This window comes from Corticimicrobacter sp. (assembly GCF_040137905.1).
Classification (GTDB): Bacteria; Pseudomonadota; Gammaproteobacteria; order Burkholderiales; family Burkholderiaceae_B; genus Corticimicrobacter.
In genome coordinates, this window is sequence record NZ_JBEFDG010000053.1 from 1 (window position 1) to 14,667 (window position 14,667).

Consider the following 14,667-nt stretch of genomic DNA (forward strand, 5'->3'; position numbering starts at 1 on the left):
CTACGATTGAATAAATAAATATACTTATATATCAAATAGATAAAAATAAGATCCAATTTTTGGCCATCACGTCACCGGATAGGTTCATCTTTTTTCCGATGTGAACAAGTCATCAGTGCCCATACCAAAGGCACCAGGCAGGAAGGGGGGAGAAAACCTTCCTGCCTGAAGCATATCGACCCAGGATGAGTGCCCCGCAAGGCATCAGCCCGGAACCACACGCATCAGTTGCCGTGCAACTTGCGGCTATGACTGTGGACCTCGTCGACCAGGGCAGCCACCACATCCGGCTCGGTGAACTGCGAAATGCCATGGCCCAGATTGAAGACATGACCGGCACCGGCATCGACCGTACCGAAGTCATCAAGAATGCGGCGGGCCTCTGCCCGAACGCTTTCCTCGGTACCAAACAGCATCATCGGGTCCATGTTGCCCTGCAGCGCCACGCGATCTCCGACACGCCGACGTGCCGAAGCCAGATTGACGGTCCAATCCACCCCCATGGCATCACAGCCACTATCGGCGATATCTTCGAGCCACAGCCCGCCCCCCTTGGTAAACAGGATGACAGGGATTTTCTGGCCATCGCGCTCACGCTTGAGCGCCTGGATGACCTGTCGGCTGTAGGCCAGCGAAAATTTCTGGAACCAGCCATCGGCCAGCACGCCGCCCCAACTGTCAAAAATCATGACCGCCTGTGCTCCCGCCTCGATCTGGGCATTCAGATATTGGGCAGTCGTCTGCGCCACGATATCCAGGATGCGGGTCAGCAAGTCCGGCCGCGTAGCCATCATGGTCTTGATCAGGCGATACTCACGCGTACTGCCCCCTTCCACCATATAGCAGGCCACGGTCCAGGGACTGCCGGCAAACCCGATCAACGGTACCTGCCCATCCAGTTCGCGGCGAATCTGGCTAACGGCATCGAACACATACTGCAGTTCCGACATGTCCGGCACAGCCAGGCGTCGGACGGCATCTTCGTCACGCACCGGTCGTGCGAACTGAGGGCCTTCGCCGGCCACGAAGTCCAGCCCCAGTCCCATGGCATGAGGCACCGTCAGGATATCCGAGAACAGGATCGCTGCATCCAGCGGAAAGCGCCGCAACGGCTGCAGCGTGACCTCGGTCGCAAAATCCGGGTTCTGCGCCAGTTGCATGAACGAGCCAGCCTGGGCCCTGGTTTCACGATACTCAGCCAGATAGCGACCTGCCTGGCGCATCAGCCAGACCGGCGTATAGGGAACAGGCTGGCGCATCAGGGCGCGCAGAAAGACGTCATTCTTGAGGGGCGTGGCGGGCATGTGGCTTCCTATCATTGAGTCGGGCTGATTTTAACCGCTATGCCCTTTTTATTCATGGGGTTATGTCAACACGATAGGGTTCAGCCCTGATCTGGTGTTTGCTCATCAGCGCCCACAGGGAACGACGATGCTTGCGGGCGATCCGCGAGGCATGCGTGATATTGCCACGCGCCCGATGCAGCAGGTCATGCAGATAGGCCTGTTCGAAGCGATCCGTGACACGGCGCTTGGCCTGCTTGAAGGACTCATCCCCGCTTGCGCGGCCTGCCGGTCCGGGCGAGGCCTGTCTCTGCCAGGGCCGGGCATCACTCACCGCGTAGCGCCCGGGCAACTCCATGATGCCCGTCGGGCAGTGAGCCGTCCTGCCTGCAGGCAACATTGCATCCGCAAGGCCATCGAGGACAATATCCGGGCCTTTCAGGCGCTGCCGGCCATGACGTGCCATCAGGGTCAGCATGCGTGCCCTGACGACATCGGCATCGTCCTGACGATAAAGATAGTCATCCAGACCAAGATGCACCAGATCGCGTACCGCGACGGCACATACCTGATGCATCAGTCCCAGCAGCGGTGTCTCGAAGCGTATGCCCTGGCCCTGCGCAGCACCGGCCAGGGCCGTACGGAACCAGGCCAGCGAATTGCGCTCGATGGGCAACACGCAGATATCATATCGGCGCAGCACCATGGCCAGGGCAGGCAGCATCCCTGCAGCATCATCCATGCAGCTCCAGTCCAGTCGGTGCAGTCGGGTCCGAACCAGTGCCGGCTGCATATGTGCCAGCCATCGCTGCGTGGACAAGGCCTGCGCCGGCAGTGACAGGACCGCACAATCCAAGGTGTATGTCATCTCCGGGACTCCTATTTTGCCAAGAAGATAGAAGCGTAGTCGCATGCATCGGAGTGAACAATCCGCAAATCTAACAGAACCCTGCAAATGAAAAACCGAATTCCTGATGAAACAGCAGCATTCATTCAATTTAAACAAGTGCTCCATTCATGGACAGCCATGGACATTCACGAAGCACAGGCGCTCATGGATGCCTTCATTGAAAACCTGATCCTGTCCGGATGGAACAGGAAAAAAACATATGAATTCATTTTTTATTATGCAAGAAAAAACCTGTCCAGCTCAGACCACAAGAAAATCCCCGAAATTGCCTTTGATTACTTGGGAAACATAGAGTCAAGCATTATCGGGCACTGCAGCCATGATTCATTTTTAATATTTCCTGGAGAACCGACAGACACGGAAGAACTCATCGCCCATATCAGAGGGGAAAAATGGAAAATCGATATTGAAAATCCTGACACTGAATTTTCAAAAAAATGAAATTTATTATCACCTCTACCAAAAGGTGAAAGCATTTTCTTTGCTAAAAATCATGTAAACAGGACTGAGCCAGTCAGACACACCCATGCAACAATCCTGCTTTCCGGGCTTCCAGCACAATGGTAAAGTGTTTCGATATATGACCCATTACGTGTATCTGGCCGGATGGGCTTTCATTTCAGTGCAACTGCATCAATCAGGAAAATCGTATGAATGAATTTCGCATTGTCGTGATCGGTGCCGGGGAAACCGGCACGCCACTGCTCACCCAGCTCCTCGGTGCCTCTTTCGTCAAAGTCCTGGGCGTTGCGGATCTGGATCCGGAACAACCCGGCATCGCCCTGGCAAGGCAGCATGGCGTAACCACCACTCAGGATTTCATGACGCTGGTCAGCAAGGGCAACGAGGTTGATATCATCATTGATGTGACCGGCGTACCCAAGGTTCGCGAAGAACTGCGCAAATACATGGTGGATACGGCCAACGAGCACACACTGATCATGCATGAGCAGATCGCCTTGCTGATGATGTCGCTGTCAGCCGGCAAGCTGGTGCAAGGCAAGCACGGAAATCAGGAATACCACTGACCCGGCGTGCAGACCATCCTGGCACTCGCCGGGAACGAGCAGGAAAGAAAAAACCGCCTCAAGAGGCGGTTTTTTTACGCAGCGGCTGCGCAGATCAGTGACGACTGGAACGACTTTCGCGCAGGCGGCGCGCAGCGGAAGCCTGGGCGGCCAGCATGGCCAGTTCAGCTTCGACCACAGCGATATCCGCCTTGTCGGTGGCCTTGGCCAGGGCTTCTTCGGCACGCTTGCGTGCCGCTTCGGCCTTGGCTTCGTCCAGATCGGCAGCACGGATCGCCGTGTCAGCCAGCACCGTGACAGCGTTGGGCTGCACCTCGAGGATGCCGCCTGCCACGAAGATATGCTCCTCGCTGCCGTCCGGGCGCACCAGCTTGACGGTGCCGCCGGCCTTGATCCGGGAGATCAGCGGCGTGTGGCCGGGCAGGATGCCCAGCTCGCCTGCTTCACCCGGCAGGGCCACAAACTTGGCCTCGCCGGAAAACAGGCTTTCTTCCGCGCTGACGATATCAACATGCATGGTTGCCATAATGCAATCCTCTTTGACCGGTATGCCGGATTACTGCAGGGTCTTGGCTTTTTCGAAGGCCTCGTCGATGCTGCCGACCATATAGAAAGCCTGCTCGGGCAGTGCATCGCACTCGCCTTCGACGATCATCTTGAAACCACGGATGGTTTCGGCCAGCGGCACGTACTTGCCAGGTGCACCGGTAAAGACTTCTGCAACGTGGAACGGTTGCGACAGGAAGCGTTGGATCTTGCGGGCACGGGCCACGGCCTGCTTGTCGTCGGGCGACAGTTCGTCCATACCCAGAATCGCGATGATGTCACGCAGTTCCTTGTAGCGCTGCAGCGTTTGCTGCACGCCACGGGCCACGCCGTAGTGCTCTTCACCCACGACTTGCGGGTCGAGCTGACGGCTGGTGGAGTCGAGCGGATCGACAGCCGGGTAGATACCCAGGGCAGCGATGTCACGCGACAGCACGACGGTCGAGTCCAGGTGAAGGAAGGTCGTGGCAGGCGACGGGTCGGTCAAGTCATCGGCAGGCACGTACACGGCCTGGATCGAGGTGATCGAACCGGTCTTGGTCGAGGTGATCCGCTCCTGCAGCTTGCCCATTTCTTCGGCCAGCGTAGGCTGGTAGCCCACAGCCGAAGGCATACGACCCAGCAGTGCCGACACTTCGGTACCGGCCAGCGTGTAGCGGTAGATGTTGTCAACGAAGAACAGGATGTCACGGCCTTCGTCACGGAACTTCTCGGCCATCGTCAGGCCCGACAGTGCCACGCGCAGACGGTTGCCCGGGGGCTCGTTCATCTGGCCGAACACCATCGCCACCTTGGACTCGGGCAGGTTGTCCTTCTGGATCACGCCTGCGTCGGCCATTTCGTGGTAGAAGTCGTTACCTTCGCGGGTACGCTCACCCACGCCGGCGAACACCGACAGACCACTGTGCTGCTTGGCGATGTTGTTGATCAGCTCCAGCATGTTCACGGTCTTGCCCACGCCGGCACCACCGAACAGGCCGACCTTGCCGCCCTTGGCAAACGGGCACACCAGGTCGATCACCTTGATGCCGGTTTCGAGCAGCTCGACCGACGGCGACAGTTCGTCGAATGCCGGGGGGGCCTGGTGAATGGCACGGCGCTCTTCGGTCGCGATGGGGCCGACTTCGTCGATGGGACGACCCAGCACGTCCATGATGCGGCCCAGCGTAGCCTGGCCGACCGGCACCGAGATCGGAGCACCCGTGTTGGACACGGCCATGCCGCGGCGCAGGCCGTCGGACGAACCCATGGCGATGGTACGCACCACGCCGTCGCCCAGCTGCTGCTGTACTTCGAAGGTCAGACCCTTCTCAGCGAAAGCCGAACTGTCGTCGGCCAGCGTGAGAGCGTCATAGATTTTGGGCATGTGATCGCGGGGGAACTGAATATCCACCACGGCGCCGATGCACTGAACGATGGTTCCGTTGCTCATGTCGATTCCTTGCTTGATGACTGTTGTATGGGATGCTGTCGATGGCCTGATGATCAGACCGCGGCAGCGCCCCCCACGATTTCGGAAATTTCTTTGGTAATCGCCGCCTGACGGGTCTTGTTGTAGACCAGTTGCAGATCGCCGATGACTTTCTTGGCGTTGTCGGATGCAGCCTTCATGGCCACCATGCGCGCCGATTGCTCGGACGCCATGTTTTCGGCAACTGCCTGGTAGATCAGGCCTTCCACGTAGCGGTGCAGCAGGTCATCGATGACCGACTTGGCATCCGGCTCATAGATGTAGTCCCAGCCATACTTGCTCTCGAGCGCAGACTGCTGCTCCTCTTCGAACGGGCTCTTGAGACTGCCATCGGGCAGCGGCAGCAGACGCAGGAAAACCGGCTCCTGGCGCATGGTGTTGACGAAACGGTTGGTGGCCACGTAGACGGCATCGATCTTGCCGGCCATGTAGTCATCGAGCTGCACCTTGATCGCACCGATCAGGCGTTCCATGTTGGGACGATCGCCCAACTGGGTTTCCTGCGACACGATGTTGGCACCGATCCGCGTCAGTACACCCAGACCCTTGTTGCCAAGCGGGGTGAACTGCGTGCTTACGCCTGCGGCCTGAAACTCCTTGAGCCGCTGGAGCACCACACGCATGATGTTGGTGTTGAGACCGCCGCACAGGCCCTTGTCGGTCGATACCACCACCACGCCGACCGCACGCTCCTGAGGCGCGGCGACGAGATAGGGGTGCGAGTACTCGGGATTGGCGCTCATCAGGTGCGAAGCAATTTCCCGCACTTTGATGGCATAGGGGCGGCCTGCTCGCATCCGGTCTTGCGCCTTGCGCATTTTGGATGCAGCCACCATCTCCATCGCCTTGGTGATCTTGCGTGTGTTTTGCACACTCTTGATCTTGGTTCGGATTTCCTTGATTCCGGCCATTGCACTTTATCCTGTCAAGGCATCGCCCGAAGGCGACACCCTAGGTCCATGAGCCTCAATAGGTCCCGTTCTTGATGAAATCCTTGATCGCATCGACCAGAGCGGCTTCGTCGTCCTTGACCAGCTCTTTCTTGTCTTCGATGCGCTGGATCAGATCAGCGTACTTGGATTGCAGATAATCCTTCAGGCCCTTCTCGAACGGCAGGATGCGCTCGACCGCGACATCATCCAGGTAGCCGTTGTTGACCGCAAACAGCGACACGGCCAGTTCCCAAACCTGCAGCGGCTGGTACTGGGGCTGCTTGAGCAGCTCGACCACGCGCTTGCCGCGCTCCAGCTGACGGCGGGTGGAATCATCGAGATCGGAAGCGAACTGCGCGAACGCAGCCAGTTCACGATACTGAGCCAGGTCGGTACGGATACCGCCGGACAGCTTCTTGACGACCTTGGTCTGGGCAGCGCCACCGACGCGGGACACCGAGATACCGGCGTTGATGGCGGGACGCACACCTGCGTTGAACAGATCGCTCTCGAGGAAGATCTGGCCATCGGTAATCGAAATCACGTTGGTCGGCACGAATGCGGACACGTCACCGGCCTGGGTTTCGATGATCGGCAGCGCCGTCAGCGAGCCCGTCTTGCCCTTGATTTCGCCGTTGGTGAACTTCTCGACATACTCTTCGTTGACACGAGCGGCACGCTCGAGCAGGCGCGAGTGCAGGTAGAACACGTCGCCAGGGTAGGCTTCGCGGCCGGGCGGGCGGCGCAGCAGCAGCGAGATCTGGCGATAGGCCCAGGCTTGCTTGGTCAGATCGTCATAGATGATCAGGGCGTCTTCGCCGCGGTCGCGGAAGTATTCGCCCATGGTGCAGCCGGAGTAGGCCGACAGGTACTGCATGGCAGCCGAGTCGGACGCCGTGGCAGCCACGACGACGGTGTATTCCAGTGCGCCATGCTCTTCGAGCTTGCGGACCACGTTGTTGATCGTCGAAGCCTTCTGGCCGATGGCGACGTAGATGCAGGTGACGCCCTTGCCCTTCTGGCTGATGATGGTGTCGACCGCAACAGCGGTCTTGCCGGTCTGGCGGTCACCGATGATCAGCTCGCGCTGGCCACGACCGATGGGCACCATGGAGTCAATTGCCTTCAGGCCGGTCTGCAGCGGCTGCGACACGGACTGGCGAGCGATCACGCCCGGAGCGACCTTCTCGATGATGTCGGTCTGCTTGGCATTGATCGGGCCCTTGCCATCGATCGGCTTGCCCAGTGCATCAACCACGCGACCCTTGAGTTCGGGGCCGACCGGCACTTCAAGAATGCGGCCGGTGGTCTTGACCTGATCGCCTTCGGAGATGTGGCTGTAGTCGCCCAGAATCACGGCACCGACGGAGTCGCGCTCGAGGTTCAGTGCCAGACCGAAGGTATTGTTGGGGAATTCGAGCATTTCGCCCTGCATCACGTCGGACAGACCGTGGATACGGGTAATGCCATCAGTCACGGACACGACGGTGCCTTGGGTGCGCACATCGGTCGAAACGGCCAGATTCTGGATACGGCTCTTGAGCAGTTCGCTGATCTCTGACGGATTGAGTTGCATGTTCAGACTCCTGGAATCCTGTTATCTCGTCGCCATCAGGCGGCCAGCGCGTCGCGCAGGCCAGCCAGCTGGGCTTGTACGGAAGTATCTAGCACCTGGTCACCCACCGTGACACGTACGCCGCCGATCAGCGAAGGATCGACCGTGACATGTGCCTCGATTTTGAGACCGAATTTTTTTTCAAGCCCGGCCACGAGTGCATCGACCTGTGCTGCGTCGAGTTCGTAGGCACTGACGATTTCCGCCTGGGCGCTGCCTTCGTGGCGCAGCTTGAGCGCGTTGAACTGCGACGAAATCTCGGGCAGCAGCAACAGGCGACCGTTTTCGGTCAGCAGCTCAATGAAATTACGGGCGGCAGGCGGCAGGTCCGATTTGACCAGCCCGGCAAACAGCTCGAAACGCTGATTTGCGGACAGGCGAGGATCGTTGAGCGCGGCCTGCACATCGGGCAGCGCTGCTACCTGGGCCAGTTCATCCACCCGTTCTGCCCAGCGCCCGAGGCCTTCCGCATCATCGCGGACGGCAGCGAACAGCGCTTCGGCATAGGGTCTGGCAACGGTCGAAAGTTCAGCCATGGCGGTTCCGAATTAAAGCTGGGCCTTGAGCTGGTCGAGCAGCTCGGCGTGTGCGCGGGCATCGACCTCGCGCCGGAGGATTTGTTCTGCGCCGCTCACTGCAAGCACAGCCACATCGTTGCGCAGCGATTCGCGTACACGCTGTGCCTCCTGCTCGGCTTCCTGGCGAGCCTGTGCCACGATACGGGCACGCTCGGCTTCGCCTTCCTTGCGAGCCTGCTCAATGATGCGAGCAGCCTGCTTGTCCGCATCGGCCAGACGGCCCTGGTTTTCAGTCTTGGCAGCAGCTTCGATCAGGCTGACACGAGCCTGCGCCTGAGCCAGATCCGCCTTGCCTTTTTCTGCCGCAGCGAGGCCGTCGGCAATTTTCTGGCGGCGCTCCTCAATGGCCTTCGTCAGGGGCGGCCATACGAATTTCATCGTAAACCACGCCAGAACGAAGAACACGAGCATCTGGAAAAAGATCGTCGCGTTGAGATTCACGGTCGTTCCCTATTACATCAATCGGCATTGGGCCAGGCCCGCCGCCACAGATTCTGCCAGGCCAGGCATGTCATCGACATGCCCCGCCCGCGCGTGAAGAACCCCCCGCTGCTGCGGGAGCAGCCTGCGCAATCAGCCGACGAACGGGTTTGCGAAAGCGAACAGCAGAGCGATACCGACACCGATCAGGAACGCAGCGTCGATCAGACCGGCCAGCAGGAACATTTTGGTCTGCAGGGTGTTGATCAGCTCAGGCTGACGAGCCGAAGCTTCCAGGTACTTACCACCCATGATAGCAATACCGATGCAAGCGCCGATCGCGCCCAGACCGATAATCAAACCGCAAGCGAGCGCAACGAAAGCGACGTTGGTCATGACAACTCCTTGGTTAAAAATCTGAAATCAGAAAAACAGGTTATAGGGGGAACTTCAGGATATTCCGATCCGCAGCAGCAGACAGGTCAGTGACCTTCATGCGCCTGACCCAGATAGACCAGGGTCAGCATCATGAAGATAAAGGCCTGCAACAACACAATCAGAATATGGAAAATGGCCCAGACGGAACCAGCCAGCACGTGGCCGATACCCAGACCGATGCTCATGCCGTCGAGTCCGACCCATGCACCACCCAGCAGGGCGATCAGCATGAAGACCAGTTCGCCGGCGAACATGTTGCCGAACAGTCGCATGGCCAGCGAAACCGTCTTGGCTGCGTATTCGATCAGATTCATCAACAGGTTGGCGGGAGCCAGAATAATGGCACCGAAGCCGTGACCATGGAAGGGCGCGGTGAACAGTTCCTTGATGAAACCGCCCGGGCTCTTGATCTTGATGCCGTAGTAGAGCATCAGCAGCAGCACGCCCAGCGACATGCCCAGCGGGATGTTCAGATCGGCGGTCGGCAGGACGCGGTGGTAGTACAGTGGATCGCCATGTTCGGCACCCAGGCCGGTAAGCTTCCAGATAGTGGGCAGCAGGTCGACCGGCAGCAGGTCGAGTGCATTCATGAGAATGACCCACAGGAACACGGTCAAGGCCAGCGGGGAGATAAACAGACGGCTCTTGGCGTTGGGAACGATGGACTTGGCCTGATCGTCAACCAGCGCCACGACCATTTCGACGGCAGACTGAAAGCGTCCCGGGACACCTGCCGTCGCACGGCGCGCAGCCAGCCACAGCACGAACACGACGACCAATCCCATCATCAGGGACCAGGCGATGGAGTCATAGTTGATGATGGACCAATCGGCAACCGCAGTCTGCTTCTCGCCGATGGTATTGAAATGCACCAGATGGTGCTGAATATAAGCAGATTGAGGCGATACGTCGCTGGCAGCAGCCATATTTCTTCCTACCCGGTTTGCAGACAGGCCCTGGGGCCCCGTTTATGACAAATCCAATCCCATCTTCTTGCGAAACGGCACAAGCAGCAGATAGCCCTTGAGCGTGAGCAGCAGTCCCAGCAGCAACGCCGGCCAGACCAGCCATTCTCCCGCGACACGCGCCAGGATCCACAGAAGCAGGCCAACCGCGACCAGCTTGAGCATCTCACCCACGAGAAGCACACCCGAACCGGTACGCCTCTGCGCGACGTGAAACATCAGTCGTGCCGCATACAACGCGTTGGGTATCAGATAGGCCAGGGCACCTGCCAGAGCTGACAATGCCGCCCACTTGCCGGCAAAAACGGCCGACAGCAACACTGCCACGCCTGCCATTACAGCCTGCGCCAGCACCGCCCACATCAATCCCCTGCACGCCCGGCTGGTCAGCGCTGCGCGTTCCGCTTCGGTGAACTCCCGCGCCTGCTGCTCCATGCACCGCTCCCGGTTTTCTGCTTCCTGCCGATTCTGTCCGCAGACACGATTCGCAAGTTTCAAATCTCATCAAGTATAGCGTGATTTTTGGTATCCCATCAAGCAAAGGCAGCACCATTTCGTTACAGACCTCCTTTTGAAAAGGTTGCGCAAATTGGTCGCACTCGCATGGGCACGGACACCCGCCATCCCCATACTGTATGGCATGACACCTCCTCCCCCACCGCCTGTCGACACTGTCCTGCATGCCTGGCTGCGCCTGTCCCTGGAGCCTGGCATCGGCCCCATCGCGGCACGCAGCCTGCGCGATGCCCTGGATACGCCAGCCAATTTTTTCAGCCGTCCGCCTGCCGGCTGGCCAGTTGCCCTGCCACGTGCGTTGACGGCACGACTGGAGACCCCCATGCAGCCACAGATTGCCGCAATGATCGACCGCATCGAGCACTGGCGGCAAACACCAGGCAGACTGATTCTGACGCAGGACGACCCGCGCTATCCGGAATTGCTGCGGCACATTGCCGACCCGCCCATTGTGCTCTACGCCATGGGCGACATCGACTGCCTGGCCTTGCCGGGTTTTGCCATCGTCGGCGCACGCAGTGCCACCCGCTACGGCCTGGATGGTGCGCGCCGGTTTTCCCACCATCTGGCCGCCTGCGGCTGGTGCATCGTCAGCGGCCTGGCCAGCGGCATCGATGGTGCCGCCCACGCCGGTGCACTCGAAGCCACAGGGGGCCGCACGATTGCACTGCTGGGCAACGGGCTCGACCACATTTACCCACCCCGTCACCGCGCACTGACCGAACGCATTCTGGGACAGCACGGCCTGCTGCTATCCGAATATCCCCCCTGGCAACAGGCCCGCCCCTTTCACTTTCCACAGCGCAACCGCCTGATTGCCGGCCTCTCACGCGGCATACTGGTGGCCGAGGCCAGCCACGGCAGCGGTTCGCTGATCACTGCGCGCCAGGCAGGAGAAATGGGCCGCGACGTCTTTGCCCTGCCCGGTTCCATCCATTCCCCCCTTTCCCGTGGCTGCCACCAGTTGATCCGCGAAGGGGCCATCCTGACGGAAAGCATGGCAGACATCGAGGTGGTGCTTGTCCCACCTCGGCCGTCTCCCTTCCCTGTCACTGCGGCTACCCGACGCCGCCCGCCTGGCGGCACGGAAAGCACAGCATTGCTGTCAGCCCTGGGCTGCGAAACTTTGCATATCGATGCACTCCAGGCGAGAACCAGCCTGCCTGCCGCCACACTGCAGACCGCCCTGCTGGCACTCGAACTGGCCGGATTCATCGCCTGCCTGCCCGACGGGCGCTACCAGGCCACACAGCCCGATTGAACCTGCAGCAGTACGACGCCAATCAGGCATAATGCACCGATAGGACATTGCCCACCCTCGCCCGGATCACATGACCCACACAGCAAGCTCTCCTGCGCCCGGCATCTCCCCCCAGGACCTGCCTCCCACCATTGCCTCCCTGCTGGCCCAGGGCCCTCTGCGTGGCCCGGCCTGGCCAGGCACAGCCAAGGCCATTGCCTGGATCGTCCTGCTGCTGACCGCACTGCAGATCGGCCGCACTGCGGCCAGCCTGCCTTTCGAACAGATCAGTGGCACGATGGCCGGCATCGTCGGCTTTTGCTTCATCGGCCTGGCCGTGATCGTGCGCGCCATGCAGACATCGACGGTCCGGATCGACAGCCAGGGCCTGCATCAATCCTGGATCACGCACCGCAGCGTCACCTGGCAGGACATCCAGTACGCAAAATTCGTACCCATGCTGTTCTCCAAGCGCCTGATCGTTTTCCGGCGGGGTGGCCGCCCGCTGGTCTTCCAGTCGGGCACCAGGGAGCTTCAGACTGCCTTCGCACATATCGCGCTGGCCTATCGTCGGCAGTAATGTGTTGTCCAGCGGGGATAACACAAACGCTTATCATGTACCCCTGAGGGGCTATGTGCTATATAACTCATGGGCACAAACAAACGTCAGGCGGTTTTGAGTTTGACTTCTATCAAGTCTACTTTTTCACCTGTACGTTAACCTTTGCCACTGGGGTTAGATCAATCCATTCAGGAGTATGTACTATGTTTCGCAAATCCCTTATCGCCGTTGCACTGAGCCTGGTTTCCGGCGTCGCCAGCGCTGCCACTTGCTCGATCGACATCAACAGCAATGATGCCATGCAGTTCGACACCAAGAGCATCGAAGTCAGCAAGCAGTGCACCGAGTTCACTGTCAATCTGCACCACGTCGGCAAGATGCCCAAGAACGTGATGGGTCACAACTGGGTGCTGGTCAAGACCCCCGACCTGCAAGGCGTGTCGTCCGACGGCCTCAAGGCTGGCCTGGGCAGCGACTACCTGAAGGCTGACGACAGCCGCATCATCGCCCACACCAAGCTGATCGGCGGCGGCGAGACCGACAGCATCACCTTCCCCATCTCGGCCCTGAACGGCACCGATGCCTACACCTTCTTCTGCTCCTTCCCCGGCCACCAGGCCCTGATGAAGGGTACGCTGAAGCTGGTCGACTGATCACGCACATGACCTGCCAGACCGTGAGTCTGGCAGCATGAAAAAAGCCTGTCGGGGCAAACCCCGACAGGCTTTTTTATTGATCGGCAGTGGCCAGATCAGCGGCGATAGTGCAGGCGACGGATCTTGTTGCCTTCCGGGTCATCCTGTCCACGGGCCTTGTTGACCACGTAGACATTGCCCTTGCCATCGACGCTGGCGTGGTTGGGCAGACTGCCACCTTCGAGCACAGCCACGATCGTGCCGTCGGGATCCACCACGGTCACGGTGTTGGCACCACGGTTGCTGACATAGGCCAGACGCGATACGGGATCGAACACGACATTGAGCGCACCGGCCCCCGTCGCCACGGTCTTGAGCACCTCGCCGTTGGCTGCATCGAGGATGACCAGGTTGTCCGCCCCCTGCGACGCCACGAACAGGCGACCGGTCTTGCCATCATAGGCCACGCCCGAAGCGCTGCGCGCACCCGGCACGGCCAGCACTTTCTCGACGGCGTCGGTCACGGTGTCGATCACGGCGACCTGGCCGGTCGCACTGACCACGAAAAGCTTGCCGCCCTCTTCATCGAGCACCAGGCTCATGGGATTGAAGGGCTGGCGACGCAGGCCGGATTCGATTTCGATCACGGGGCGCGGCTCGAAGGACACGGCATCGAAAACCGACACCTGGGCCTGGCCCGGCGTGGACACATAGGCCTTGGCACGGCGCTCATCAACGGCCACATCGCGGGCATGCCCGGCCAGGCCGGGTTCCAGCTGACGTACCAGGGACAGGTCATCCTGGCGATAGACAGCGACGGTATTGTCACGCGTATTGGTCACCCAGACCGTGTCGCGCGTATCGTCGACATCGACGCCATAGACCGCATACACATGACCATCGTCTCGGCCCGCCACGACAGCAGGTGCCACGCTGGCCTCGATTTTCAGCGTAGCGGGATCGACCTTGAGCAGTCTGGATTCGCGCACGGGCGGACGGCCGATCGCCGTGGTGACATACAACTGGTCATGCTTCGGGCTGTAGGCGGACTGGTACAGGCCAGGCGACAGTTGTTGCGCGCTGACGCGGAATCTGTCCTGATTGGCCAGCGGCACGTCAGGGGAAATCTTGAACGGTGCCACAGTGGCTGCCACCGGATTTTCGGCAGTGATCACCACCGGATGCACGCCAGGCTGTGCGTCGGCAGGCAATGCCACGGACAGTTGGAAGCCACCCTCGCCATCGGCCACAATGGGACTGGCATTGAGAACCGTATTGCCATAACGCAGCGTGACCTGCTGGCCCGGCTTGAAGGATTGCCCCACGACCGTGACCTGCTGGCCCGGCAGCACTGGCGATTCACGCACCTGGACCTGCCCCTGGAAATCGGGATCGGTCTGGCCGAACAGGCCGGCGGCCGAAGCGGAGGCGGCACCAAAGGCCAGCACAATGGCAGCGGCAAATTGCGCTGGACGCAGAACAAGGCGGCGATCGAGGCCGCGAAGGCGATGACTCATGGAACTCCCTT

At 59.9% G+C, this 14,667-nt stretch carries 17 protein-coding genes; 5 read left to right on the plus strand and 12 right to left on the minus strand.

Going from position 1 to position 14,667, the window contains the following annotated elements:
* Window positions 1-224: 224 nt before the first annotated feature.
* Window positions 225-1,304: a uroporphyrinogen decarboxylase gene (gene hemE / locus ABN482_RS08980; protein WP_349503667.1), complete on the minus strand. Its 1,080-nt coding sequence runs from the start codon at window positions 1,302-1,304 to the stop codon at window positions 225-227.
* Between the two features lie 52 nt (window positions 1,305-1,356).
* A complete protein-coding gene (locus ABN482_RS08985) occupies window positions 1,357-2,151 on the minus strand; it encodes a hypothetical protein (RefSeq protein ID WP_349503668.1) in 795 nt (264 codons plus the stop codon).
* Window positions 2,152-2,238: 87 nt separating this feature from the next.
* Here ABN482_RS08985 and ABN482_RS08990 point away from each other — a divergent pair, with 87 nt between their 5' ends.
* Window positions 2,239-2,634 carry a hypothetical protein gene (locus ABN482_RS08990; RefSeq protein ID WP_349503669.1) on the plus strand — a complete coding sequence of 132 codons (396 nt, stop codon included), beginning with the start codon at window positions 2,239-2,241 and terminating at the stop codon, window positions 2,632-2,634.
* 209 nt (window positions 2,635-2,843) lie between these two features.
* Window positions 2,844-3,221: an MDR/zinc-dependent alcohol dehydrogenase-like family protein gene (locus ABN482_RS08995; protein WP_349503670.1), complete on the plus strand. Its 378-nt coding sequence runs from the start codon at window positions 2,844-2,846 to the stop codon at window positions 3,219-3,221.
* A gap of 94 nt (window positions 3,222-3,315) precedes the next feature.
* Here ABN482_RS08995 and ABN482_RS09000 read toward each other — a convergent pair whose 3' ends face one another.
* The 9 genes from ABN482_RS09000 to ABN482_RS09040 form a co-directional block, all read right to left on the minus strand.
* Window positions 3,316-3,747 carry a F0F1 ATP synthase subunit epsilon gene (locus ABN482_RS09000; RefSeq protein WP_109061176.1) on the minus strand — a complete coding sequence of 144 codons (432 nt, stop codon included), beginning with the start codon at window positions 3,745-3,747 and terminating at the stop codon, window positions 3,316-3,318.
* A 30-nt stretch (window positions 3,748-3,777) separates the two neighbouring features.
* Window positions 3,778-5,199: a F0F1 ATP synthase subunit beta gene (atpD, locus tag ABN482_RS09005; RefSeq protein WP_349503671.1), complete on the minus strand. Its 1,422-nt coding sequence runs from the start codon at window positions 5,197-5,199 to the stop codon at window positions 3,778-3,780.
* Window positions 5,200-5,252: 53 nt separating this feature from the next.
* Window positions 5,253-6,149: a F0F1 ATP synthase subunit gamma gene (gene atpG / locus ABN482_RS09010; RefSeq protein WP_349503672.1), complete on the minus strand. Its 897-nt coding sequence runs from the start codon at window positions 6,147-6,149 to the stop codon at window positions 5,253-5,255.
* A gap of 55 nt (window positions 6,150-6,204) precedes the next feature.
* Window positions 6,205-7,746 (minus strand): F0F1 ATP synthase subunit alpha, encoded by a 1,542-nt coding sequence (gene atpA, locus ABN482_RS09015; protein WP_349503673.1) that lies wholly within the window; start codon window positions 7,744-7,746, stop codon window positions 6,205-6,207.
* Window positions 7,747-7,781: 35 nt separating this feature from the next.
* Window positions 7,782-8,321, minus strand: coding sequence for a F0F1 ATP synthase subunit delta (locus ABN482_RS09020; protein ID WP_349503674.1), 540 nt, complete (start codon window positions 8,319-8,321; stop codon window positions 7,782-7,784).
* 12 nt (window positions 8,322-8,333) lie between these two features.
* On the minus strand, window positions 8,334-8,804 hold the full coding sequence (locus ABN482_RS09025) for a F0F1 ATP synthase subunit B (RefSeq protein ID WP_349503675.1): 471 nt from the start codon (window positions 8,802-8,804) through the stop codon (window positions 8,334-8,336).
* Between the two features lie 132 nt (window positions 8,805-8,936).
* Window positions 8,937-9,179, minus strand: coding sequence for a F0F1 ATP synthase subunit C (gene atpE / locus ABN482_RS09030; RefSeq protein WP_109061170.1), 243 nt, complete (start codon window positions 9,177-9,179; stop codon window positions 8,937-8,939).
* Between the two features lie 86 nt (window positions 9,180-9,265).
* Complete coding sequence (gene atpB / locus ABN482_RS09035; RefSeq protein ID WP_349503676.1) at window positions 9,266-10,147, minus strand: F0F1 ATP synthase subunit A; 882 nt, start codon at window positions 10,145-10,147, stop codon at window positions 9,266-9,268.
* 42 nt (window positions 10,148-10,189) lie between these two features.
* Window positions 10,190-10,621 carry an ATP synthase subunit I gene (locus ABN482_RS09040; protein WP_349503677.1) on the minus strand — a complete coding sequence of 144 codons (432 nt, stop codon included), beginning with the start codon at window positions 10,619-10,621 and terminating at the stop codon, window positions 10,190-10,192.
* Between the two features lie 205 nt (window positions 10,622-10,826).
* On the opposite strand from ABN482_RS09040, the gene dprA reads away from it, so the two are divergent.
* The 3 genes from dprA (at window position 10,827) to azu (ending at window position 13,157) form a co-directional block, all read left to right on the plus strand.
* Window positions 10,827-11,963: a DNA-processing protein DprA gene (gene dprA / locus ABN482_RS09045; RefSeq protein WP_349503678.1), complete on the plus strand. Its 1,137-nt coding sequence runs from the start codon at window positions 10,827-10,829 to the stop codon at window positions 11,961-11,963.
* A 70-nt stretch (window positions 11,964-12,033) separates the two neighbouring features.
* Window positions 12,034-12,522, plus strand: a complete 489-nt coding sequence (locus ABN482_RS09050) for a hypothetical protein (RefSeq protein ID WP_349503679.1) — start codon at window positions 12,034-12,036, stop codon at window positions 12,520-12,522.
* A gap of 185 nt (window positions 12,523-12,707) precedes the next feature.
* On the plus strand, window positions 12,708-13,157 hold the full coding sequence (azu, locus tag ABN482_RS09055; protein WP_349503680.1) for an azurin: 450 nt from the start codon (window positions 12,708-12,710) through the stop codon (window positions 13,155-13,157).
* A 98-nt stretch (window positions 13,158-13,255) separates the two neighbouring features.
* Here the strand turns inward: azu and ABN482_RS09060 are convergent, their stop codons facing one another.
* On the minus strand, window positions 13,256-14,656 hold the full coding sequence (locus tag ABN482_RS09060) for a YncE family protein (protein ID WP_349503681.1): 1,401 nt from the start codon (window positions 14,654-14,656) through the stop codon (window positions 13,256-13,258).
* Window positions 14,657-14,667 lie beyond the last annotated feature (11 nt).

Excerpts from the sequence above, each read along its gene's own strand:
- hemE (WP_349503667.1), bottom strand. The coding sequence starts at position 1,304 with ATGCCCGCCACGCCCCTCAAGAATGACGTCTTTCTGCGCGCCCTGATG.
- ABN482_RS08985 (WP_349503668.1), bottom strand. The coding sequence starts at position 2,151 with ATGACATACACCTTGGATTGTGCGGTCCTGTCACTGCCGGCGCAGGCC.
- ABN482_RS08990 (WP_349503669.1), top strand. The coding sequence starts at position 2,239 with ATGAAAAACCGAATTCCTGATGAAACAGCAGCATTCATTCAATTTAAA.
- ABN482_RS08995 (WP_349503670.1), top strand. The coding sequence starts at position 2,844 with ATGAATGAATTTCGCATTGTCGTGATCGGTGCCGGGGAAACCGGCACG.
- ABN482_RS09000 (WP_109061176.1), bottom strand. The coding sequence starts at position 3,747 with ATGGCAACCATGCATGTTGATATCGTCAGCGCGGAAGAAAGCCTGTTT.
- atpD (WP_349503671.1), bottom strand. The coding sequence starts at position 5,199 with ATGAGCAACGGAACCATCGTTCAGTGCATCGGCGCCGTGGTGGATATT.
- atpG (WP_349503672.1), bottom strand. The coding sequence starts at position 6,149 with ATGGCCGGAATCAAGGAAATCCGAACCAAGATCAAGAGTGTGCAAAAC.
- atpA (WP_349503673.1), bottom strand. The coding sequence starts at position 7,746 with ATGCAACTCAATCCGTCAGAGATCAGCGAACTGCTCAAGAGCCGTATC.
- ABN482_RS09020 (WP_349503674.1), bottom strand. The coding sequence starts at position 8,321 with ATGGCTGAACTTTCGACCGTTGCCAGACCCTATGCCGAAGCGCTGTTC.
- atpE (WP_109061170.1), bottom strand. The coding sequence starts at position 9,179 with ATGACCAACGTCGCTTTCGTTGCGCTCGCTTGCGGTTTGATTATCGGT.
- atpB (WP_349503676.1), bottom strand. The coding sequence starts at position 10,147 with ATGGCTGCTGCCAGCGACGTATCGCCTCAATCTGCTTATATTCAGCAC.
- ABN482_RS09040 (WP_349503677.1), bottom strand. The coding sequence starts at position 10,621 with ATGGAGCAGCAGGCGCGGGAGTTCACCGAAGCGGAACGCGCAGCGCTG.
- dprA (WP_349503678.1), top strand. The coding sequence starts at position 10,827 with ATGACACCTCCTCCCCCACCGCCTGTCGACACTGTCCTGCATGCCTGG.
- ABN482_RS09050 (WP_349503679.1), top strand. The coding sequence starts at position 12,034 with ATGACCCACACAGCAAGCTCTCCTGCGCCCGGCATCTCCCCCCAGGAC.
- azu (WP_349503680.1), top strand. The coding sequence starts at position 12,708 with ATGTTTCGCAAATCCCTTATCGCCGTTGCACTGAGCCTGGTTTCCGGC.
- ABN482_RS09060 (WP_349503681.1), bottom strand. The coding sequence starts at position 14,656 with ATGAGTCATCGCCTTCGCGGCCTCGATCGCCGCCTTGTTCTGCGTCCA.